The 25,646-nt window shown below is 29.1% G+C and carries 21 protein-coding genes; all 21 read right to left on the bottom strand.

What is annotated here, in order from left to right; all coding sequences use genetic code 11:
• Window positions 1-96: 96 nt before the first annotated feature.
• The 21 genes from AYC61_RS20260 to AYC61_RS20170 all read right to left on the bottom strand — a co-directional run bounded on the left by AYC61_RS20260 (window position 97) and on the right by AYC61_RS20170 (window position 25,289).
• Window positions 97-297, bottom strand: a complete 201-nt coding sequence (locus AYC61_RS20260) for an NUDIX domain-containing protein (RefSeq protein WP_066507587.1) — start codon at window positions 295-297, stop codon at window positions 97-99.
• A gap of 539 nt (window positions 298-836) precedes the next feature.
• Complete coding sequence (locus AYC61_RS20255) at window positions 837-1,700, bottom strand: nucleotidyltransferase domain-containing protein (protein ID WP_066507584.1); 864 nt, start codon at window positions 1,698-1,700, stop codon at window positions 837-839.
• 164 nt (window positions 1,701-1,864) lie between these two features.
• A complete protein-coding gene (locus AYC61_RS20250; protein ID WP_066507576.1) occupies window positions 1,865-2,548 on the bottom strand; it encodes an HAD family hydrolase in 684 nt (227 codons plus the stop codon).
• Window positions 2,549-2,800: 252 nt separating this feature from the next.
• A complete protein-coding gene (locus AYC61_RS20245; RefSeq protein ID WP_066507575.1) occupies window positions 2,801-3,646 on the bottom strand; it encodes a DUF1048 domain-containing protein in 846 nt (281 codons plus the stop codon).
• Window positions 3,639-3,971, bottom strand: a complete 333-nt coding sequence (locus tag AYC61_RS20240) for a PadR family transcriptional regulator (RefSeq protein ID WP_066507572.1) — start codon at window positions 3,969-3,971, stop codon at window positions 3,639-3,641. The genes AYC61_RS20245 and AYC61_RS20240 overlap by 8 nt, the downstream gene beginning before the upstream one ends.
• Before the next feature lie 502 nt (window positions 3,972-4,473).
• Entirely contained in the window at window positions 4,474-5,211 is a 738-nt protein-coding gene (locus tag AYC61_RS20235) for a sulfite exporter TauE/SafE family protein (RefSeq protein WP_066507570.1), read from the bottom strand.
• Between the two features lie 289 nt (window positions 5,212-5,500).
• On the bottom strand, window positions 5,501-6,439 hold the full coding sequence (locus AYC61_RS20230) for a TRM11 family SAM-dependent methyltransferase (protein ID WP_066507568.1): 939 nt from the start codon (window positions 6,437-6,439) through the stop codon (window positions 5,501-5,503).
• Between the two features lie 472 nt (window positions 6,440-6,911).
• Window positions 6,912-7,256, bottom strand: a complete 345-nt coding sequence (locus tag AYC61_RS20225; protein ID WP_156456549.1) for a hypothetical protein — start codon at window positions 7,254-7,256, stop codon at window positions 6,912-6,914.
• 30 nt (window positions 7,257-7,286) lie between these two features.
• Complete coding sequence (locus AYC61_RS20220; RefSeq protein ID WP_156456548.1) at window positions 7,287-7,601, bottom strand: hypothetical protein; 315 nt, start codon at window positions 7,599-7,601, stop codon at window positions 7,287-7,289.
• A 64-nt stretch (window positions 7,602-7,665) separates the two neighbouring features.
• Window positions 7,666-8,286, bottom strand: coding sequence for a hypothetical protein (locus tag AYC61_RS20215; RefSeq protein WP_066507557.1), 621 nt, complete (start codon window positions 8,284-8,286; stop codon window positions 7,666-7,668).
• A 29-nt stretch (window positions 8,287-8,315) separates the two neighbouring features.
• A complete protein-coding gene (locus AYC61_RS20210; protein WP_066507554.1) occupies window positions 8,316-9,380 on the bottom strand; it encodes a hypothetical protein in 1,065 nt (354 codons plus the stop codon).
• On the bottom strand, window positions 9,367-9,810 hold the full coding sequence (locus AYC61_RS20205; RefSeq protein WP_156456547.1) for a hypothetical protein: 444 nt from the start codon (window positions 9,808-9,810) through the stop codon (window positions 9,367-9,369). The genes AYC61_RS20210 and AYC61_RS20205 overlap by 14 nt, the downstream gene beginning before the upstream one ends.
• A gap of 238 nt (window positions 9,811-10,048) precedes the next feature.
• A complete protein-coding gene (locus tag AYC61_RS20850; protein WP_082760091.1) occupies window positions 10,049-10,189 on the bottom strand; it encodes a cyclic lactone autoinducer peptide in 141 nt (46 codons plus the stop codon).
• A 129-nt stretch (window positions 10,190-10,318) separates the two neighbouring features.
• Complete coding sequence (locus AYC61_RS21510; protein WP_156456546.1) at window positions 10,319-10,477, bottom strand: hypothetical protein; 159 nt, start codon at window positions 10,475-10,477, stop codon at window positions 10,319-10,321.
• A 648-nt stretch (window positions 10,478-11,125) separates the two neighbouring features.
• Entirely contained in the window at window positions 11,126-11,521 is a 396-nt protein-coding gene (locus AYC61_RS20200; RefSeq protein WP_066507551.1) for a DUF3592 domain-containing protein, read from the bottom strand.
• Between the two features lie 10 nt (window positions 11,522-11,531).
• Complete coding sequence (locus AYC61_RS20195; RefSeq protein ID WP_066507550.1) at window positions 11,532-12,188, bottom strand: ABC-2 transporter permease; 657 nt, start codon at window positions 12,186-12,188, stop codon at window positions 11,532-11,534.
• Window positions 12,172-13,041, bottom strand: a complete 870-nt coding sequence (locus tag AYC61_RS20190; RefSeq protein WP_066507547.1) for an ABC transporter ATP-binding protein — start codon at window positions 13,039-13,041, stop codon at window positions 12,172-12,174. The genes AYC61_RS20195 and AYC61_RS20190 overlap by 17 nt, the downstream gene beginning before the upstream one ends.
• Before the next feature lie 3 nt (window positions 13,042-13,044).
• Complete coding sequence (locus tag AYC61_RS20185; RefSeq protein ID WP_338026077.1) at window positions 13,045-13,428, bottom strand: GntR family transcriptional regulator; 384 nt, start codon at window positions 13,426-13,428, stop codon at window positions 13,045-13,047.
• 196 nt (window positions 13,429-13,624) lie between these two features.
• Complete coding sequence (locus AYC61_RS20180; protein ID WP_066507538.1) at window positions 13,625-22,657, bottom strand: DUF4347 domain-containing protein; 9,033 nt, start codon at window positions 22,655-22,657, stop codon at window positions 13,625-13,627.
• Window positions 22,658-22,821: 164 nt separating this feature from the next.
• On the bottom strand, window positions 22,822-24,597 hold the full coding sequence (locus tag AYC61_RS20175) for a HAMP domain-containing sensor histidine kinase (RefSeq protein WP_066507535.1): 1,776 nt from the start codon (window positions 24,595-24,597) through the stop codon (window positions 22,822-22,824).
• Window positions 24,594-25,289, bottom strand: a complete 696-nt coding sequence (locus AYC61_RS20170; RefSeq protein ID WP_066507533.1) for a response regulator transcription factor — start codon at window positions 25,287-25,289, stop codon at window positions 24,594-24,596. Before AYC61_RS20170 ends, AYC61_RS20175 begins: the two co-directional genes overlap by 4 nt.
• Window positions 25,290-25,646 lie beyond the last annotated feature (357 nt).

Here is a 25,646-nt window from a genome sequence, read left to right as displayed (position 1 = left end):
AGAAGATTTCAGTGAATTCGAAGGCATACGAGTTGGTATGTCGAGAATTTAATGGATACCTTATAATCAGAAGAATATAGTAGAGTATTTAATTTTCTATAAATAATCTGGGTTTATATCAATTCCTATTTCTTCTTGTAGTTCTCTAACTAAACATTCTTCAACACTTTCGCTTACCTCTAATCGTCCACCTGGAAAAACATAATAATCAAGTATTTGAGCATTTTCTTCTCTTACTCTATGTATTAAAATTAGATCTCCGTTGAAAGGAATTATTGCTCTTACGCTTGTTTCCATATAGTCCTCCTTTGTAAATATATTTTAAAATTTAGCAGTATTGCACATTACTACGTCCATTTTTTATTTAACCATTAAAGCATTATATGTATATCCAAACTTATATCTATTCCCATTTATTATACTCTTGTAATATTTCTATATTTATCTTTAAAAACCTTTTATTCCATGTATTTCTACATTTTTTATTCAAAAAGTAAAACCATGAAATATATTATAATTTCATGGCTTATATATATTTCTTTAATTTTATTATTAAAAAGGTGCTCAAAATAATATTTAATAATTTTTTTGAGGCATCCAATGAATTTTTATTATAGTTAAATCTACTAATCGTATTAAATACACGATAGATAATACAGAAACCGATTGTAGCCACTATTATGAACAATATTCTACATTATCCAAAACTAACAATCTTTATTCTTTTTTAAATTTCCTACTATGTTAAAAATAAAATTGATATTTAATATAACTTAGAGCTTATTAAGTCAACCCATTAGTTCACAAAATACGAAGATTACGTCGTTAAGGTATAATTAACCCCAAATATTTACTGGATGATTATGAGCAATTCGAGCAGATTTTAGTTTGCTTAAAACTATATTTGTGTTAATTTCTGAATATACCTCATTTATTATATGGAGAGTCTCCAACATAATAATTAAAGTATTTTCAAATGCCTTCCTTGGTGGGTAGGTAAAAATGTCTCTAAATCTTTGCTCAATATTTTCAGGTTTGATTTTAAAAGTCTCGAGTGATTTATACATCCATTTAAATGTTGGAAAGTATTCATTGTTTAAAGCAAGAAGTATGAGGAATATATTCTTTTGTAAATGAGCAATATGCTCATTTATTAACGTTGAATTTTGCCTTTGAAGATAAAGTTCAACATGAGTACTATCAATTGATTTCAGACTTTCTTTAATATTTTTTATAGCAATCTCTTTCGGATATTCTTTTGCTTTATCCTTCCAAGAATATATTATTTCTTCACCAAACAGTGGTATAGAAGTTCTTATAGTATCCATAGCATTGCTACTTCCAAAATCTATTTCAAAATCTTTGGTAACAGATTTGATAACTTCTTCTTCTTCATCAAGAGTAATGTGCCATAAATCAATCCTAAATCCATTGACAATGACATTATCCTCTCTTGCTTCGTAATTATATGGATAAAAATATTCTGCATTCAGTTTCTTTACTATAAGCTTTCGAGTATTCTCATCGGGTTGCTTATCCCAAAATATAGGTATTTCTAAATCTGAATATTCATCAGCGTAACCTCTTGCGACTGAACCACCTACAATTATTGCTTTTACTCCTTTAATATCCCTTATTTTTTCACAAATTTGTTTTGCTAATTCTAATCTCCACTTACAGTGATAACTTAAATCACTCATTTAGTTCACCCCACTTTTAGAATTTCATCTTATCATTAATTGAATTCGTCATAAATTACAAAATACACTTTTTATGCGGAACAATTAACTATAAGCAAAATTTTTATATCATCATCTTTCATGTAATGGAATAGGGATAAACCTCACTGCACCTAAACCAAGACTCATTTCACTCGTTCAACATACTCAATAATCTCTTTTAGAGACTCAATCATCCACTCACTTTTTTTGATACCGCTTCTATCTAAATGGAATGAAGTAACTCCCAATTCTCTTGCTCCATCAGCTTCAACATCATAATCATCAACGTAAATACTTTCAGTAGCTATTACATCAAGTGATTTTAATGCTGTCTTATAAATAAGTGGATTTGGTTTCATAACTCCTACGAGATCACTACAAATATAACTATCTATATATTTTCCTAGTCCTAAATTTTCTAAAGTAAGCTGTAATGATGGTGATGTATCACTTATTACACCAATTTTATATCCTTTGCTCTTAAAGTATTCCATTACTTCTATTACTTCATCAAATAAACTTCTGTCATTATTACACCAAAGTTCAGAAAATAGTAATTCTGCCTTTTCTTTTACTGATTCAGCTATACATTCTGCTTTTAATAATTCTTCATAATACTTCTTCCAGAACACTTTTTCATCATCTATGTTTTTTAACCCTTCTTTCGGATAACCTGCAATATCAAATAATTGCATCATCCTGTTATAATATAACTTAAACTTCCTTTTGGACCATCCTTCTATTGTTTGATTGAGCCATTCCAATTTTTCTTTGTTTCGATATGTAAGTGTTCCATCTCTATCAAAAAATATAGCTTTATATTCCATTACTTAACACCTTCCCATTTCATATAAACACTTTAAATCACACTTCATATCCAACACTCTTATAATATTTCTATAATTATCTTAAAAATCCTTTTATTCCATGTATTACACATTATATTTATCACAAAAAACAAAACCATGAAATATATTATATTTTCATGGTTCATACGTTAGTTTATTTTATTCTTATTATCAAAAAAGATACTAAATAAATATTAAATAATTAGTTAATGATATATTTTTTAATAAATATCATTTATGCCATTTATGTTTCCTTGCAATTTTCATTAGAATAAAGCTTCCAAACAATACCACAACACCAATAAATATAGATATAACTGATGTAAAAATAGGAACTTTCATCTCAATAATTGCAAGCATATTAGGATCACGAATTAACATCATAGTAGCAATTAATCCAATCGGAATAGCAAACGGTATTAATATTAATCCTCGTTTAATACCTACCCATTGCTCATTTGCTGCCTTTTGCATAATGATTAAATTCAATGGCATAAAAACATAAGCAATAGCTCCGTATACTACTATAATACCTAAATCAAATGTATTAGCTTTCAATCCTTCTAAACTCCATTCACTATTTCTTGAAAGTAAATATAGCTTCATAGCAAACAAATATGCCACAAAAGAGAAGGTTGAGTATCCAACTAAATATAATGATGTTGTTCTTCCTCCAGATACTTCAATAAACTCATCCAAATATCCTCGTAAATCATTTCTAATCACTTCATTCACATCTCTTTTTTCTATTGCAGCATGTTCAAAAATCTCAAGAACCATTACCATAGTATCTCGTTTTTGACCTTTTGTCATTGTACTCATTGTAATGATTTCATTTGCATCTAAATATACCTTTTTATATTCTTCTGGTAAATTTTTAACTCTTCCTTTTGTTTGGTTCAATTCACTTACACTTATCATTATTGCTATAACCGCTAAAAAAATGATAGCTATAAACATTACTAATAAAGATGCTGACTCTAACCCTTTAGCAGATAAGAAGATTAACATCTGTACCACTAATAAAATTGTAAATCCAATTGTTATAAAAATTTTATTTCTACTATTATTATTCATCCTTATCACCCTCTTCTAAGATTGTATTAACTGCACCTTTTATACCATGCCATAGTTTTTTAAACTCATCCAAATATATCTGACCTTCTTCACTTAATTTAAAATACTTACGCCTTGGCCCAAGCGGAGAAACTCTTGACGCTGAGGTTATTAATCCTTTTTTTTCTAATCGAACAAGAATAGGATACACTGTTCCCTCATTTAAATCATAAAATCCCTTTTCATTCAATTCCTCTGTTATTTTATAACCATATGTTTCTTTGCACTGAATAATCTGCAAAATACAGCCATCTAATATACCTTTTAACAATTGTGCTTTATCCAAACATTAACACCCCCGCTACTCTATATTGTCAAGTAGTATATGCTTATTATAAGCTCACTACTCTATATTGTCAAGTAGTTTCCATTGCCTCCTATATTCAACAACTTTTGATAACCTAAGAATTATTTCTAGAGTAGGATAATGTTTAAAATAGAATAAAAACATCTATATTTATCTTTAATGACCTTTTGTTCCAGTATTTATTAATCATGCTTTGCTAAAAAGTAAACCATGAAATATATTACAATCTCATGGTTTATATGTATATTTATTTAATTTTTATTACAAAATATGTTTAATGAATATTTGATAATTTTATCAATGATAAATTTACTATACCTAAATCTACTAATTTAATTAATACACCTTTGTAATTGTAACAGAATATTTATATTCACCAGAAATATCTGTCTTTAATGATTGTACATTACTTATTCTTCCCTGTTTTATATTAATTCACCTAAGTAACTTATTTTCTTTTGATATTAATTCAGGAATAAATTTACTTTATCCCTGAAACTATTGATAATATTCCCATTAAAGCTATTAATACAGTTGTTAATTTTTTAAATGATTCTTCTTTAACTTTGTTTCCTACTTTAACACCTATCAAAACTCCTATAATCAATGCTGGTAATAAATATCCAGTATACTTCAAAACTTCAGCAGTAATCATTTTCTTATATATGAATATTGCTATCGTCATATTATTAAGTATCCAGAAATACGCAGTTAAAGTTGCTCTAAAAACTTGTTTTGAAACGTCTTGATTAGTCAAGAACAATATCACCGGTGGTCCACTTATGCTAACACTTCCATTTAATAATCCACTGATAAAACCAACGGGTACATAGGCTAACTTTTCATTATTAATCTTAACCTTATATCCAAAATGGAAAGATACTGCTGCTATAGTTACAATTACCCCTACTATTACTTTTAGCACGCCTTCATTTAAGTTTATAAGTAAATTTGCTCCTATAGGTGTAGCTACAACTGCTGAAATAACTAATACCGCTATCCTTTTCAATTGAACATGTTCTCTAATTTGATAAAGAATAATAGAGTTCATTAAAAGACCAAATACTATAAGCATTGGAACTATTATTTTAAGTGGCAGAAATAATCCTAAAAGAGGCACTGATAATAACGAAAATCCAAAGCTAGTTGTACCTTGTATAAATCCTGCTAAAAATATAATCACAAAGCTTATAAGGATTGTTATAATTTCACTTGTCATATTTTCCTCCTAATTCATAATTGAATTTTGATGACATTAACTAACACTAATTTTCATACCAATTAAATCTTAGGATAATACTATATCATATCAATATTTATGTTTCAATTCATTCTATTTAGCTTCTATTTTTAATCGTTTTGTAAAAATTTCTATTTTGGAAGTTTTTCTGTTTAGTACGAGCATTTGAAATAATTGTTTCTGAATAACTTTCACTTCTTCTCTATAGCAACCATTTCACGAATCTACAAATTCTTAAAAAAGCGTCTCAATAAAAGAGTTAATATGATTATTCACAGACCCAGATATATCTAATAAAACTACCCTTTCTGCCTTTACTTACGGTACATAAATCTAAAACAGTAAGGTTCTGACTTAAAATAAGATAAGTAATATCATCTGAAGAAACTATAACTACTTTTTTTGAGATTCTTTTAGCATTTTTGATAATACTTACTCGATTTTCTTCACTTGTAGGAGTAAAGTTACCATAGGGAATATCTACAATCGAAGCATCAAAAGTATCCTCAATATCTTGGATATCACCACTAGTAACTCTAGGTGGATTGTTAAAATGACGTAAATTTATTCTAGCATTCTCAGCAACTTTGCTTTTTATCTCCCACCCTATAATATCGTAGCCAGCAAAAAAGCCTTCTAGTAGAACAGTTCCAACACCACAACATGGATCTATTAATCTTTTTGAAAAATCTCCATTGCCAGCAATATTGACAAGAGCTTTTGCTAGATTTATTCCAAGTGAGCTAGAATACGAGTAAGGTTTAGAATTATGTTTTTTCCATTTACGATTATTCTTGGCTAAAACACCAAAATACCAATTATCTTTATAAAAAGTGATCCCAAAAGTGGTTTTAGGAGAAGTAAAGGAAGGAAAGCCTTGAATTCTAAAACCCACTTCCTTGCAAAGTTCTTTTCTTTTCTTAGCATATGGATCATCACTGAATAACTTTAAATATTCAACTTTAAAGTCATTTAAAGTTATTGTATTTTTTTCTAAAAGCTCAATTATATCGGAAAAGGACGAGGTCCTATAAGCAATCTCTAACCTTTGTTTCAAATATGGACTTATAGAAGGATCTACTTGTTTACTTGAGAAAAAGACTTTACCATCCAAACTTAAGTTGAAAAGAGATTTTACCTCAAGAGCACAAAGATCTTCTTCATAATCTGGATAACTAAGATTATAAATATATTGATTTGGCATCATCAAAAACCTCCTGTATTTGGTAATTTTTCTATGCAATAATTAAAAAATTCACCCTCACTCATGTGCAATCGTTTCCACATATGATGAATATTAAAATTTTATACAAATTGTAAATATGTATTATAAACTTCTCATTTTAGCTATTATCTCTCTTTCTCTACATTACACTCCTATAACATTTCTATATTTATCTTCAAAAACCTTTTATTTCTACATTATATTTTTATTTCGTAAAAAAACAAAACCATGAAATATATTACAATCTCATGGTTTATATGTATATTTACTTTGAAGTTTATTATAATCAAATCTACTAATCGTATTAAATACACCTTTATATTTGTAACAAAATATTTTATTCACCCAAAAATAACTATCCCCAGTGGGTGTGAACTCATGTATCAAAAAGCTCAACCGTTCAATATTTTAAAGAGGTAACTGATTGATTTCAGCCACCTCATGTTTGATACTATTAATTATTATGAAACATTTTTTTAATAATGGCAAAATACTTTCTAACCATTAAAATCAAAAAATATACTATTATTATATCCACCAAGAAATTTATTACTCTAAAATCAATCTTCAACAAATTATTTATTTCAAATATTCTTAATCTATTCATAGGTAATCCACTATAATCATGATACCAAATAAAACGAAGTGGTAAACCAATTTTAGTTGTGTTTGTATCAATTACAGATACTGGACTCCATAAAACAGTTGAAATAATTAAAACTACAGCAATTATAAAAATCTTATTGTTAAATGACTCCTTTTTCATATCGCCAACACCTTCTAGTAATGCACCTGACAAATATCAAATGCTTTTTAATTTAATATAATCTTAAACTAGCATCCCATTCTCCTGGAATCTTACACCAATTGTAAAACCTTCTACCTCAACACCTAGAACATAAGTCCCTTTTATATTGAATGTAACTTTATCATCGGGATTAACTTCTGTTACGATATCATCGTCAGTAGTTTCTGGTTGCCACCATGTTACATTAATACCTGTCAAATACGAATCAATGTTTGATATTGTTAAAAATCTTGGATTTCCATTCAAAAAATCATAAGTATACTCAAATGAAACATTTCTCCAACAAGCAAGACCTTTCATTCCCCATCCCGAAAAAGGTACCCACCAGCTAATCACATGTGAATCATCATAAACACTTGGTATAGTTGATGCACTTTCAACTAAATGTATTATTAAAGCATTACGGTGATACTGGCTCAGTGCTTCTTACTAGTGTCATATTATCCTGTGCTTGTGTTTTAGGTGTAACCAAAGCCAATGAATGATGGGTTAAATGACCCAATGTTGCTCTTGAAATATCCCAATAATCATCGCTTCCATAAATACGGTATCCATTCCATTCATAGCTATATTCAACAACACCATCACAACGTATAAGTGAAATGTCATCAGTAAAAACCCATGTCTGACCTAAAACTGAAACTGGATAATCTATTTGACTTAGTGGAGTATAGCCAATATTCTCTGTTCTTAATGCTCTTCCTGTTGCTTTGACTAAATCCCGACCAGATGATGTGATTCCAGACTTTGGCTTATAAACACCTTTAAAAGTATTTCCGTTAATGAAATTATCCCATGAATCCCACTTTACACCACCAGAAAGACCGCCTATATGCAATACCGGCAAATAGTCATCAGAATATGGTTCATCCATCAACCCAGCATGCCATGTTGTTCCAAAAAACGCACCATCCCTATGAATAGCATATCCTTCATAACCTGTTGCTGCAGAAGCTACTATTGATTGAGATAATAATAAAATAAAAGCTAATAATAAATTCAAAATCATTCTTTTTTTCATAAAAATTCCTCCTTTCTCATTTACTAATCTTAGTAGTTACGCCATTTTTCGTTAACAGGATTAACCTCTTGTTGTTTAAGCTCACTAAAATTGTAATTATTCCTGTTTTGCTCGATATGTTTTTCTAAAGCAGAAACTACCCCCTCAACAGGATAAATGTTCATTGCTTTAATAACGGTTTCGATATCCTCGGAACACAGGTTGTTTTCAAGCATCGCTGCCAGTGTTTCATAATTTTGATCAATGCAATATGCCTTAACATCAGAATCAATTTTTTCATTTTCAATTATTGTTGTAATCGCTTCTTTATCTTTCATGCTGGACAATGCAAAAACAACTGTATCCTGCATTATTTCATCATTGCTATTGTTAAATATATCTATGCAGAAATTAATAAAATCATCCTTATCGCTTCTATTGGATTCTTCTTTTCTAAATTGTTCAGCTTTTACTTTTATCGCAACTCTTAGTTTTTCACCTTGTTCCTTATCTTGTTCTGCTTTTTGAAGTATTTCATTAGCTATCTTTCGAGCAGTTGCAGGAAAAGAACAGTTTAGTCGTTTTATTGCTTGAAATGCTAGTAAATCATCTTTATCATATGCAACAGAAGTAAGGGTTTCCATAGAATCTTCGCTATCAGATAATACCCAAACAATATTTTGTCTTAAAACTAAATCAGTTTTTTCATCAAGTAGTAGAACTTTAAGCTGTGTTTCGTCTTTAATCCCCGCCATATTATTTTTATACTTACATAATTGAATTAAAATAGTTCTTAAATTACTACTGTTATTAACATCAGAAATTTCACTTATTAATTCTTCTTCTGATATAGTATCAACTTTTTCTGCCAAAGTGGAAGCATGATATAGCATATCTGATAATTTAACCTTATTTTGGCTAAGCACATTAATTTCCTCACATATTTCCTTGAAATTTTTTTCAGATAACGTATCCATAATGCTTGTTTCGCTTGATTCTGAATATTGTTTTGAAATATTATCAAAAGGACTCCATGCAAAAGCAGTAAGTAGTCCTGAAAGTAAAATAAGCAAAAATGTACATAGAATTACTAAAAACTTCTTATTTTTTCTCATAGTGTTCACTCCTTTCTCTTTTTAAAACTATAAAACAGGCCGAAATAAACGCAAGTGCAATTATCAAATGGACACCTGCTGCAATTAACTTACTATCTACCCAATAAGTTATTCCATATAAAGCTCCATTAAATAGTGCAATAAATGGAATAAACCATATTGCCGAAAAAATTTTCAAATTAGAAAGAAAAAGAATCAATGAAGATATTGAAATTATTTTCCATATGTTCGAGATAAATACTATTGTTTTTCTATCTTTTCTTGCTAAAATAACAATCACTATCCAGAGTAAGATAAACCCTCCAAACAGATAACCACTTGTACGGCTAGCAGCACTTCCTCCAATTAATGAATCTAAATTAAAAGCCGCACAGCCGATAATTGAAAAAAAGGAAAGTACTTTCAAAAGCACTTTTATATTTTTCTTCATTATTTCTCCCTTCATTTTTAATTTATGGCATAAAAGTCCAACAAGTATCACTCCTTCTTATTATTATACCAAATTATGTTATTATTAACTCAATTCTCTTGTTTTGATAATTGCAAGCATCAACATAATAGTAGTACGATAATGAATTACACATTGACAATATACTAACTCAAACAGACAATGCAAAGAACATTATACTTCATTTAATACCATCTTTCTTGATATCATCTTTGAAAAATTATAAAACATTGGTTTTCCTAAGTTTAGAGGCAGATTCTGTCATCTTTGGTTGATGTATGATAAACATGCATGTCGAATTTACATTTAATGTTGTAATCATCAAAGCAATGCTCGCCAAACCACCTGCAAATTTTAAAATTATTTTTTAATTACTCTCCCTCCTTCCAATGAATTGCCGACAACAAAATCGTAACCCAAACTTAAGTTTTTTTGAGCTAGATGTCATAAACTATATATGTTAATGTAATAAATTAGGTAATTTCTTTATTTATCCATATCCGTCAGTGAATAACTCAAATACTTCCTCTCCTGAATGTAAAATATTTATCCTAACAACTTCAATTTGCATCCTGCAGTATTTTTTTATTGCATCTTTAATTTGTAAACAAATCTCATGATTATCATCACATATACCAATGTTATACACAAAATCTCTCGCCTTTATTAATATATAATCCTACATTATTTACCTATTATAGATGGTAATAATTCGTTCATCAACACATCTCTTCGTTTTACATTCAAACCCTAATCTAATAAAAATCCCATATTTTAAATTATTATTCTTAAAATTTGCTATATCCATCTCAAACATAAATAGCTTTTTTTAAAAGGACTTGTAAATACAATCAACTTCTTTTCGATATTCCTACTATACGCTACACATGGAAACATATTTATACAAATCAGAATTACTTATTATCTATAATATTTCTATATTTATTTTAAATAACCTTTTTTTTCTTTTATTGCTATATTTTGTTTATATAAAAGTGAAACCATGAAATATATTACAATCTCATGGTTTATATGTATATTTACTTTATTGTTATTTTCAAATAAATGCTTAAATTGATATTTAATAATTTTTGTCAATAATGAAGTTTTATTATAATTAAATCTACTAATCGCATTAAATACATCTTTATAAATGTAACAAAATCTTTATTATTAACCAAAGGTAGCTGTCTACACTTGGTATTTCCCAAAACAAAGTCGCCAAGATTTTTCATCTCAGTACCTTTGTGTATTTATCTGTTTTTAAAATGGTAAAGTGTATGTTCATTCGCTTTCATTAGTATTTAGATTTTAAATAAATATTAATTAATAAACATGCGACACCAATAACTAAAAATACTACACCCTTCTTTAAACTCGGTGTAAAGATTTCACTAGGATTATCATTGAAATATGCTACTTTTATCTGATCTCCCACAGATGTATTCATAGATACTTGAATTCTTTTAGAAGAGATATACTCCTTTCCATCTACTACCAAGCTTACAGATGCCCATCTTGAATTATTTTTCTTCATCGCTTCTGGTACTACTGTCGTAGTCTCAATAATAGTCGCAGTAGTATATTCAATTTTATCCTTATTCCTATAAAAGCTAGATATTTGATAAATTGCATAGGTTAAGGAAACCATACCCATGACCATAAAAAATAGTAATTCATTACTAAGATTCATTATTTACCTCCTAATACTCTTGCTTTTTCAAGAAACTGTTTGAAGCATTCGTTCCAATAAATACAATTAAAATATCTAAAAGCATAGTGCTTACTATAATAACCCAATTAGACAAGGATTGAACACTTGTTGCAATATAATTAAACAAGCTAACTTGCTTTGATAACAATTGAATAATGAAAGGAGACAAGAATATTATTCCTGCACTTATCATCTGAAGCTTGACATAACCTAATTTAAAGGTCAAAGTAATATAGAACCCAAAAAACAATTCAATACAAACAAAGCATATCATAATGCTTTTAATATCTACCTCTCCAACCTTCGTAAACGGTATTAGAGTTAGAGTGCAATAAACAATCGTAGTTACTAAGAATGTGAATGTAACTACTATGTATTTTGAAAGTACCATCTTTTTATTGGACATAGGGGTAATATGTAAATAGATAACTGCCTTATGCTTCATTTCTTCCATTGAGATCATGTGATAAGTCATAAAGGTAATTAATAAAACTAGTATTCCATATAATACAGTCCCATTACTTTGAAATTCTGGAGTCCTAGTTGAAATGAAAATAGGAGAAACAATAACAAATAGTAGCATTATCAATAAATACCTCTTTATTAAAATAAAATCTTTTTTTACTAAATTATATATAATCTTCATTTCCAACCCCTCCTGTCTTTGCAAGAAAAATATCTTCTAAAGTAGCTTTTTCCAAAAGGACTTTTGGAGCATGTCGTTTTATTTCCTCATAATAGCTAGTTATTCCAATGAAACCGTATTTGGTTTGATCTAATATTTTAATAGATTTCTTTGGTATTTTTTTCAAATCATCCAAAGTTCCCTTTATCATTCGATAACTCTCTATCATCTCATCTTTACTCATTTGTTCCATTATTTCCCCATTGTTAATAATAACAATCTCATCAGCACAACGCTCCAAATCGCTTGTTATATGAGTAGAAAAAAAGACGCTTTTCCCTTCTTTTTGAACATATTCTCCAAGAATATCAATCAGCTCTTTTCTAATTTCTGGATCCAATCCTGAAGTTGGTTCATCCATAATCAACAAGTCTGCACCGTGAGATAATGCCAATGTTAATGCATACTTCATCTTCATACCTTTTGATAATGAAGAAATTAACTGATTTTCACTTAACTGAAATTTCTTTAAGTATTTTTGATAAGTGTGTTCATCCCATTGTCTGTAAGTGGATGCTATTACATTTTTCATCTGTTTTAAATTCAGATTTTCATAAAAATAACCGTTATCTAAAACAACTCCTATCTTATTTTTAACTGTTTCAATATCTCCATATCGATTAGAAAAAAATATTACTTCACCACTATCCTTCTTTAATAGTCCTAAAATTATTTTAATCAAAGTCGTTTTCCCAGCCCCATTTTTACCTAAAAAACCTGTTATACAGTTCTCTTTTAACTGTAAAGAAACATGGTTTAAAGTAAATTTTTTAAAATGTTTTGAAACATCCTTTACATCAAGTATCCTGTTCATTTTTTAAACCTCCTCATATACAATGTCCAGCATGTCATGTAAATCTTGAATTTTTACACCCATTGTTTTTGATAGAGTCACCATTTCTATCATCTTTTCTTCAATAAGCACTCTTTTCGTATCTTCTATCAAATCCTTGTTTCCAGCCAATACAAAAGTTCCTTTTCCCGCTTGTCTTGAAACAAATCCTTCTTGTTCAAGTTCATCATATACTCTTCGTATTGTTAGAATGCTTACTTTTAAATCAGTCGAAAAATTCCTTATCGACGGCAGTAACTCTCCATTTTTTAGATTTCCTCTTAGTATAGCGGATTTTATTTGTTCTTTTATTTGTTCATAAAGTGGTTTTTCTGACGTATTGGAAACCACTATATTCAAACTACTCAAAGTTAAACCTCCTTAGTGTGTATCTATTAACATCACATCATATACATTAATCACATTATATACATCATTTGCATTTTTGTCAAGAAAAAAAGATGGCTTTAATAACCATCTTTTATAGACTAAAACAATTCACAACAAATTTTAGCTTCCAGTTCTCAGTTTAAAAAAGCTCCCACATAGTGAGAGCTAAAATTATTTATATCAATTTTGAATTCTTTAGTAATCTTCTGACAATTACAGCAACCTCTGCTCTTTTTATGTTATCCTTCGGAGCAATCAATTGCCCATTTCTACCATTCACGATTCCTGCTTTTATACACGAAGCAATTGAGTTCTTTGCCCAGTTTGCTGATTTTTCGAAATCGTTAAATTCTTCAAACAGCTTATCTATTTCACCATCTTGAATTTCTACTTTTAGTTTGGTAATTTCCATTGCTCTTGCTATTATAGTCATTGCTTGCTCACGAGTGATTTTTTCCATTGGTCCGAACTTTCCATTATCATACCCTGATATGATACCATATTCATAAGCAATGGATACCGCATCATAGTACCACTCATTCTTTGTCACATCGCTGAAAACATCATTTCCAGTACCATTTCTCATAAGACCAAGAGCCTTCACTACGATAGTTGCAAATTCCGCTCTGGTAATATCCCTGTCTGGTTCATAATAACCATCACCAACACCATTAATAACTAACCTCGAGCCCATATCATTTATTGAATCCTTTGCCCAATGATTTGCTACATCCTTAAAACTCTTCGGACTGAAGATAACTGAATAAGCACTATTTGTAAGGCTGTTTATTTTTGCATAATACTTGCCGTCAATTATTGTTATAGTTGTAGGTACATGTGAGAAAGTTCCATCAGGATTAAGTACTATACCTGTTGTTATTTTGCTCGCATCAACACCATCTGGTATTGCAATAGTTCTTTCTACATATGCATTAAATTTAGATACTTTTACTGTTTTGTTATCGCTAGAACAACTAATTTCGAATTCTATCGGTTTTACTATAATTTGATAGTTATTTTTGTCTGCAGTATCTTCAACTATCTTTACTGTATCCTGTGAAGGTTCTGCCACTTTTACATTTACAACAATGTCCGCTAATTCAACTTGGTTGCCAATCTCCGAGGATACATTATCAATATTTATTTGTGATGCAGGCAGTGTATAAGTTACATTTTCAGTTTTTATTTCAAGAACAGCCTCTTTTGTTCCCATGTTCTTTACTGTTTGACCGCTTAATTGCCCAACTACAACATCTGAATCATTTATAACTGGTATAGTCACCACTGCATTATTATTTTCACTTTGTAATTTTTCCTCAACTTTTTTATCGTCTACAGTAACAGTTGTAACTGTTTTGTCTTCTACTTTTGTGGTTATTGATGTAGCAGCATTTTCCGTTTTCCCATTGACAAGTATATTGACTCCATTATCTATAGGTTTTGTATGCTTATTGCTTGTTCCACTTGAAGATTTATGTGGTGTCACTGCATTGGAAATTGCTGAGCTTTGACTAAATCCAACCTCATTTTCAGCTTTTACAGTAAAGGTATATGTTGTTCCATTTGTTAATCCTTTAACTGTTATCGTTGTACCTGTGCCAGTTGCTGTGATGTTCTCTGGATCAGAAGCTACAATATATCTTGTGATTTCGCTTCCTCCGTTATCAACAGGTGCAGTAAAGCTTACTTGAGCCTGTCCATTACCCGCAGTTGCTGATACATTTGTAGGTTCAGATGGTACAGTTTTTGGCTCTTCAGATTCATCTCTTGGTGTTGCACTTATTTCATTTGAATTTTCGCTATCACCGTTTGGGTAAGATGCTCTTACCATAAAGTAATATGTTGTGCCATTATCAAGTCCTGTAATATCATAGCTATTTACTGAGCTATCTACTATAGTTAAAGGTAATTCATAAAAACCTGAAATTGTGCTTTTATATATCATATATTGAGTTGCATCTGTTTCAGCAGTCCATGTTAATTCGACATGCCCATCTCCGTAAGCAGCAGATTGAAGTATAGGTACACTAGGTTGTTCCATTCCGAAAGAGTCATTATCCTCTATAATTATTTTTGTTTTTGGTATCACAATTTTAGCTTCTCCAGTCACATTTGAAAGTATTATATTAAAACTTTCTTCATCTTCGTATATATTATCATCTAAAATATCAATCGTAATTTCTTTATTATCTTCACCAGGTGCAAATTGTAGAGTACCACTTTTAGCTATATAGTCACATCCTGATTTAGCAGTAATATCCTTGGTAATATAATCTATACTTACTGTGTCATCTGATCCATTCATTCTTTCAATCTCTATAGCTAAACTTTCTTTTTCCATAGCATAATATCTTATATCTGATATATAAAATATCTCATAGTTTGGCATTGGATCATCATCTTCAATTTCTATTTCAGATTCTGATTCGTCAATGATTATATTGCCTGTTGGATTTGATAAAACTAGTTTGAAATATTCAGGACCTTCTAATAAATCATCGTCTTTAATATATAGTGAAACTGTTTTTTTCTTTTCTCCACTTAAAAAAGTTAATGTTCCCTTACTATATATATAATCGGTACCAGCCTCTGCAAAATCATCTATAGTTTCATAATCAACAGATACAGTTTCTTCTAAATCTCCTTTTCTGATTATATTTATGGTTATTGGTTTTTGGCATTTACTCTCTTCAATATATATATGAGTGTCATCACTATCAATGCTTATAATATTAGCTTCTAATCCTCTAACTATAACAAAAAACTCTTTTTGTGCAGTCACGTCATTTACTTTAACAGTTGCTGTCATTACAACCTCTACGTCATCATGTCCGATAGCTGGTCTAGTAACTAAACCTGAATTAGAAATCACATCTAAATTTGATGAGCTCCATTCTATAATGCTTCCTTCTCCAGCTGTATCTGATAATAATAAATTGTTTGTCACACTATATTCTTGATCACCATTTTGTAATCCTAAGCACTTTACAGTTAAATCATTAGCTAGTCTTTGAGCTTTTTCTACATCTGTTTCTACTGCAAGAGTTATTGTACCTAAATTTACATCTCCCCACTCATGGCTTTCAGAGTTATATTTTAAAGAATCTTTACTTATTCTTATTTTTCTTGGTGTATTTATTTCACAAGCTGGGAAGGATACACTAAAAGTACCATCACTTGAAGTTGCTGTCGTATAACACTTTTCATTATCCCAAGCATCTATAATCTTAACAGTTGCACCTTCAATAGCATTTCCTTCAGAATCTACTACTTTTCCTAATATTGTATGGCACTCTGATATCATTAATCTAAATTGTTCATCAACATAAGCATTTGACGTATCAGTAGCTCTTAATGTTATAAATTCGTCTCCCGATTGGCATGTGTTAAGCTGAAGGATTAACGTACCCTTAGCTTTATCAATAACAGTACCGATAATTAACGAACCGTAGTTATTAACTATTGAAAACTCTAAATCTTCATCATTATCTTGAGCATCTTCAAATATTTCAAATACATTAATCTCATAGCTTTCTGTTCCTTGTAATAACGTTATATCGTCAATTCCAAAACTAACAGGTGGTTCAACCCCAGTTCCTTTAAGAGGTATAATAATCACACCTTCATCCTTATCATTTGTCTTAATTATGAGATTTGTAGTTTTTTCTCCAAAACCTGTTGGTTTAAAGTCAATATTTATATCTCTAGATGAATCAGGATCCATGTCTGAAATATCCGGTTCTTCTGAAAATGAGAAATCATCCGTATTGTCAAGACTTATCTCTTGAATTCCTAGAGGTATATCACCTCTGTTTTGAAGAGTTATAGTATAGGTGTTTGTATTACCATTTATATCTACATTACCATAATCTATACCATTTGCTATTAAATCATCTATTCCCTCAATATCTAATTCTGCACAGTTTTTTGATACTACATATTCTACTATACCACTCATAATATCAGTGTAAGTAATCTGAAATGCGTCACTATCTTGTCCTTCGAAAATATTGTTACCCTTAGTTGCAGTATCACTTACACTAGTAGTAAACCCTGCTCCTCTAAATTCGTAAGTTCCAACTCCAGTTTCTACAAGAGTATATTTCTCATCATCTCCATTTGTCCAGTTAATAAGATTTATTTCTACATTATCAGCTATTGAATTATTCAAATTTCTATTCTTATCAATTAATAAAACTAGCAAATCTTCACCAAAATTAAAATCTTTAAGTGCTGGTGCTCCATATTCATCAATTACACCCATGGCTTCTGCATTGTAATATAGTTTAGCAGTATCCGAAATGGTTATAGTTCCTAAATTGACAAATTTACTAGCTTTTCTCAAATCTAAAATACTATTGTCATTTAAGTTTAATGTTCCAAAATTATTCAATCCATTCGAACTTTCCAAACAAAACTCGATTTTCCCATTTAAATTCAATGTTGAATTGCTTCCTATTTCAAAACCATTACTATAATCACCTGATATGTTAATATTTCCATTTAAGTCAACATCGCCATTAGTATAAATATATATAAAATTAGTCGAAAAATTATCTCCCGCAACATTTATGTTGCTTCCATATATATTTAATCTGTTACAATGAAATTCTTCTGCATTTGTCAAGGTTATTTTTCCATATATATCTAGCCTATCAATATCAAATTTCTCTGCATTTGTTAAGATTGCATCTCCATATAATTTTAATTGGCCACAGTTATTTCTAATCTTTCCGCCTGTCATGTTAAAATTGCTTTTCACCATTATATTATAAGGTTTTAGCTCTCCACCAGTTATTATTAAATTGTTAAATATATCTTCTTCATAGCTCTTGTCCTCTATTATTCCTCCACCAAGAATTAAACCATTTGCTTTAATGGTAAGATTCCTCCAGCTATCACCTATCTCAAGCTTTCCACCATTTACAGTGACATCTTCCTCTACATTCAAAGTATTATTTACTTTTACAATCCCTTTATAAGATTCTTCTATAGTCATACTAGAAATCTTCGGTATTTCAGAAGTCGATTCAGCTCTTTTATCTGACGTACCATTAAAAACTATATTATCATATTCGTCTGGAATTCTGTCTTCTGACCAGTTTTCAGCTGTATTCCAACTATTATCTTTTCCGCCACCATCCCAAACCAACGCGCTTCTAAAAAGATTGCATGTATAATTATCTTCAGGATCAGTAATATCTGTATATGATGCCTCCAAATCTTCTGTACCATTATATTTAAGCTTTCCATCATTATGCGCTGAATCATCAGCCACTAACAATAAACCATCGCTATTTGTAAATATTCCAGAATCGAATGTTGTTTCAGTTAAAGTTATATCTTCTGAGTCTCCTGTAATTGAACTTTCTACTGTAACAACAACTTCTTCATTTTTTGATCCATTTTTATTAATATTTGCATCAAATAATTTAACAAAAACTGCATCACCTACATTTGCAAATACAATCCTATCTCCACTAGCATTTGTAAAATACATATCTTTCGTGTCACAGTAAAATTTACCACCATTAATTTCATTTATTTGTCCGAAATTGCAAAACGGATTCCATGAATTATTATAATCGTAATTACTCGCATTAAATATTGCTCCGTCTTTAATATTTAAAACATTATAATTGTTAACTATCCCTTGATTGTCTATAGTCATTATTGTTTCTTTTCCTAAGATATCTGTTGTAGCTTTAAAATCATTGTTGAAATATTTTGTCTTTAAGCTTCCTGTTATTTCAACATTACCATCTTTATTAATAATAATTGATAAAAATAAGTTTTCTTTATCAGTACTACAGTTCAAATGATTACCATATACATATAATCTTCCGATTTCAGTTTTTACCAAAAGATCTACATCACCATAACTATATATGTTTGTTTCTGCCCCTTCATAAGATGGTTTAAAAGAACCTCCTGAAATTAACATGTTACCTTTTACATCAAAATACCCCTTAGCTAACACTTCTCCATCTGAAACTAATAAATTACCACCAATTATATTGTATTTAGTATTATCATCATACTGTATGTCAATACTTCCTCCACTTACTGTTAGATTTCCTCCTGTTTGAAATCTTCCAGAAATGTTAATTGTACCTCCTGCTATTGTCACATCTGAGGCTGAATAAAACGAAGCATTTTCTATACCAGTTATTTCTCCTGTATATGATTCTTCAACATTAAATTTATACATCTCAATATTGTTATCAATATTAATATCTTTTGTAGAAGTATCATTTAAAGTTATACTATCATAACTTGTTGGTACAGTATCCGTGCTCCAATTTTCAGGAGTTGTCCAATTGTTATCATCTCCATCTCCATCCCAGATAATAGGTTTTTTATAAAGATTGCATGAAACAGTATCATCTTCATCCCTTGCATCAACATAAACAGCTTCAAGGTCTTCACTTCCATTGAATTTAAGCTGCCCTTCTATTGGTTCTGAATCAGTACCAATTAATTCTAAACCTACTTCAGACCGAAAAACGCTGGTATTGATATCTGTTTCTGTTAACGAAATTGTTTCATAATCTCCTGTTTCTTGACTAGATACAGTTACCGTAACTGTATCTTTTACATGTACATTCTTATTGTTACTTAAATCAATTACTTCTACATAAATTTCATCTCCAACCTTAGCTGTTCCAATAGGATCTCCATCTTTGTTTACAAAACCTATACCGCCTGAATTATACAATATTTTTCCTGTGTCATTATCATTAATAATATTATTTTCATAGGTCATAACATTTTTAAAGTCTAATGTTGAGCCATCAGCTACATTTATAGTTCCATTATTTATAAATGCATCGTAACAAGTAAAAATACCATTAATATCTAATGTTTTATTTGGATTTAATGCAAGCGAACCTACACTCATATTACCATTAAATTCTGTATTTTCTTCAATAACAAGCTCATCAACAATTTTTTCATCTATATTGTTAATTGTTATTTTATTTCCACTATCTTTTATTATAGCTTTTTTAATATATATTGTTCCACCACTAATATCTACATTTCCTTTTAGATTTAAATAATCCCGTAGAAAATTAAATTTTCCTCCATTAATATTTAAACCATTTTTTATTTCTAATATGTCACCTGAAAACTTAAACTCCCCACCACTAAGATTTAAGTTTCCATTAATTACATTATTACTTGAATTTAATTCATTATTAAAAGTACCATCTTGAATATCTAAATCACCGTTTATAGTCATATGTGAATTTAATGTAATTGTTCCATCATTAACAACTACATCATTAAATACCTTTGTTATAAAATGCTCTGGATCATATGATCTATCAAATTTTATTTCACCCTCATAACCTACATCAACTACTATTTTTGATATCTCATATTCTCGTGATTGAAAAGCATTTTTACATGAAGTGTCGTTAAATAGTACTATATCATACATTTTCGGAGCAGTATCTGTACTCCAGTTTTTGTCACAATTCCAATCGTATATTGGATTGCCATAATCTTCTTTTCCTTCTCCGTCCCATATTATAGGATCTCTATCCATCTTACAGCTAACGGTATCTTCTGGAGAATTACTGTCAGTATATTCTGCAATTAGATTTTCAGAGCCATCATATTTAAGCTGTCCTTCTAGCGGTATTGAATCTGTAGCTACTAGCTCTAGTCCTGCAAAATTTCTAAACAAGCTGCTGTCATTCTCTGTTTCAGTTAATGTCAATGTTACAGTATCATTTAAATCCGATTCTCTTTTTACAATAACCGTAACTGTGTCCTTTTTATTTTTATCTAGATTTGAATCAAAATCAATTAACGAAATAAATATTTTTTCACCTACAGCAGATTGAATCACTGGATATCCATTACTATCGCAAAAATAAAAATCATTTGCATCAAAATATAGCCTTCCTGTACCATTTTCAGTGATGTTACCATAATTGTGGTAATTATAATCATATCTATGATCATAACTATTATAGTAACATTCACATTTACTAACATCTATTTTAGCTCCATCATTTATGCTTATATTCCCATTATTGTTGAATTCAAGTCTATTGGGTGAATCTTGACCTTTATTAATAGAAATACAACCATTCACCTGATAATCATGGTTAGAATCGTCAAATGAAATAGAATTTACCTCAAAATCACCACTAATTGTCGTCGCTGTATCCTCTTTCTTATCTTTACAGATATGTATTTCGCTATCAATGGGATTTTCTAAGCCTGATATATTAACATCCCCATATGTGTAGAGAAAATTACATGCTATACTACCTTTGGTAATATTAGTTGCACCATTAACATTTAGTCTGTATAAACCAATATTACCACCATTCATCTCAAGATCATTTGTAATTGTAAGATTATTACCATAAATAAATCCAGTATATCCTTCTTTTATAATTAAATCATAGACTGCATATTCACCGTCTACATTTACATCTTTGATTGAAGTACTATCAAAAATAACTATATCAGTTGCATCAGGTATTTTATCTCCTGACCAGTTTTTAGCACAACTCCAATCGCGATTTGGTTCACCATATTCATCTTCTCCTTCTCCATCCCAAATTCTAGTTGTCCCATCAAGCTTTGCTCTGTATTTATACATACCTTTGGTATCAAAATCCTTACCTGATTCTACACTTCCAGCACAGTATTCAAGCTCCCAGTCTGTATTTTCGCCATATGTACCTGTATAATTAGTAGATGCTGCAACATCTGCACCTGTTATTTCAGATATTTGGTTTATAAACTGTTTTCCTTCACCGCTTTTTGCAGTATTACATGCATATAATAGAATATCTGCTGTTGGGGTTATACTGTTACTCCAACTCTGCATGTACTCTTTATATCTATCTATATTATGAGTATTTATAAAACTAGTTCCTAATTTAATTCCTCCACTCATTCCTTTTGAATAAATAGCTATACTATCTAAACTATCATAATCACTCAAAATATTAGTTATTTGTAATATGCCATCACTATCATTTTTAATAACATATACGGGCATTTTTTCTGAAATTATTTTAACTAAAGTATTATAATTTTCTACGCCTTCATCTATAAAGGCAATTTTATTAATTGTATTAACATTATCCTCAGCATAAATAGTACACACCATACATGAAACCATAATGATTAATAATATAATAAAACTTAATGATTTCTGGATCGTTTTTTTTATAGTCATTTTATCCCTCTTTCTTATTTATTTGCTGTTTCTTATTAAACTTACACCTACTTCCTAAAATTTTTAGTATTCTTTAATCTAAATAAGCAACATCCTCTACTATATTTAGCTTTATTATAGCAAAAAAAAAAGACAGAACTTTAATCCTGTCATAATTGTACGATTTATATAGTTTTAGTAGTAAATTGTAATAATATTATTACTTTTGTACCTTTACCAATTTCAGATTTTATGGATATATCTCCACCACATTCATCAACTATGCCTTTTACAACGCTAAGACCCAAACCTAAACCTTCTTTAGTTCTGCTTTTATCAAGTCTGTAAAATGGAGAAAAAATCTTATTAGCTTGCTCAGAATCCATTCCAATTCCTGTATCTTCAACTGTAATCACTAGTCTGTCCTCTACTTTATAACTTATTAATATTCTATCGTAATCATTACAGTATTTAAAAGAATTATCAAGTAAATTATAAAGTAATCTATACAATTCAAGTTCATCTATATTAACATAATAATCCTTGTTGTCGTATAATACACTAAAGTCATACTTATTGTTATAATTTATTAAATTAAAATCTTTTTCAATCCTTTTAAAAACAGCTTTTACACTTGTGTGATAATCCTTTCCATCTTTATAACCAAGCTTGAGATATGCATTTATGTTATCCGTCATTTTTTCCAATATATTTACTTCCTGTGTTATATCATTAGCAAATTCTTTTATCTGCTTACAATTTAGCTTCTGACTTTCTATCATTTGACTACTTATTTTTATCACACTTAATGGTAACTTTAAATCATGGCTTATCCCTCTTAAAAGAGTGATTCTTTCAAGCTCCTTTTTTATCTCTATTGATTCTTTTATTCTACTTTTGTACTTTTTTATAAAAACTATAGCAAATCCAATAAGATAAATTATAGCACCAATATATCCAGTACTAGTATAAAAATGTAAAACTCCTGTTCTTAAATTACCATTCATTACATTTAATTGATAGACTGCTAGAGAAAAATATATAATGCCATTTAAAACGATTACTTTATAGTAACTTTTTTTATATGTAGCTCCATATATAGTTATGCTTATATTTACAAAAGAAAAAGCAATAAATACTTTATAATAATACTTTGAAAAGTCAATAGATAAAATTATAACAGTAAATAATAATATTACAGATATATATTTATAAATTTTCTTAGTTAATTTTATCTCAAACAAATTTAGCATTATAATTATTGGTAAAAGGGTATTAACCACTGTTGTTATATTTCCATATATACAATAATTAGTTATGTTCACATCTAACAATCTTGCTAGTACGGGCAATTCACCCAGTGCAATACTTTTTATTATCGAAGTCATCCCTACTAAAACAAAAACAATAAAACACTTTTCTTTTTTATCATTCAAAAACATAATGATAAAAAGCATCACAAGTAAAAAAAGACTCATCAATTTAATTGTATAGTATATTGTTCTTTTCTCAACAGCACTATCCATAATATCTCTTTTAGCTATAAAAAATTCTAATTTTTCTAGACTATCACCATAAATCCTTATATTTGATATGTCTTTAATCTCAATCGTTTTATAAGCAAAATTTTGGTTATATTGTTTTTTATCTTGGTCAATGTTCTGACTATATAACTTATTATTTAAATATATTTCATGATGAAATGTCAGCAACCTAATAAAAAGTGTATACTCATTGTTATCAGGTTTTATGTTAAAATCCAATACACCATTATTATATTTTAAATTGTTTATGGCATAAATGCTTTCAAAATTATCATCTATAGATATTTCATTATCAATCACATTTATATAGTTTGTTGTTAATACATTTATTTTATCTAGTACATCAATAAGTACAATTCTCGCTATTAATATTATAATCAAACATGATACTATTCTTATTATAGGTTTTTTATTCATTGCTCGTCCTCTTTAAACTCAATAATATCTAGTGCATAACCTTTGCCATAAATAGCTTGTATTAATACTTTTTCACTTTCTATATATTTTAGATTTTTCCTAACTCTTGATACTAGGGTTTGTATCCTATTGTTATCTTTACACTCTTCTAAATATTCAGCTTGCAATTCAAACTTGCTTAAATATGAACCTGTTTTATATTTTTCATATAGAGATTTAATAAATTTAATATGGCTTGGTGGAATTCTGAGCTTTTTATTACCATTGATTATTTCACAAACCTCTTCATTCACAGTAACATCTCCAATGGTATACTTTTTTAAATTTCTAATAATTCTTTTTTTAATAGCATTCAGTTTATAGATTAACTCAAATAAATCAAATGGCTTAGTAATATAGTCATCAGCTCCTAATTGATAACATATTTTTTTACTATCAATATCATTTAGTGCAGTCATCATAATTACCCAGCAATCAAACTCACTTTTAAAAAGTTTAATTAAATCATAACCATTACCACCAGGCAGCATTATATCTAATAGTATTATGCTAGGTTTTTCATATTCAAATAATTTTTTTGCATCGATTATGTTTTTAGCACTAATAGCTGTAAAATTCTCTATTTGCAAGATGTTACATATCTTACTGTTTAATTTTGTATTGTCTTCAATTACAAGTACCTTTACATCCATAAAATCAACCTCAATATATACAATTTATTCTGCTAATTTTCTAATTATACAATTTATAATTCATCATTGTCTTGCTAATGCATCTAATTTATTACTAATTAATTCTTCTGTCTTCTCTTTATTTTATAAAAATTTATTTAATCTTTTTTATCTACTAGTTCTATTAGAATATGCTAACAATCTCTTCTTCAAATAAATTTTTAATAATAAAAGTCGATAAAACGTTTTAATATATCCATATTTCGATAACTTTCTAACTCTATTTTAACAAATAATCCTCCTTTTTCCTAGTATATATTATTTATCAAGCCATATGGATTTAATATTAACTCAGATTATTCATAGAAAATTATGAGT

It is taken from the genome of Abyssisolibacter fermentans, assembly GCF_001559865.1.
Taxonomy (GTDB): Bacteria; Bacillota; Clostridia; order Tissierellales; family MCWD3; genus Abyssisolibacter; species Abyssisolibacter fermentans.
This window is presented reverse-complemented; position numbering and strand designations above follow the sequence as displayed.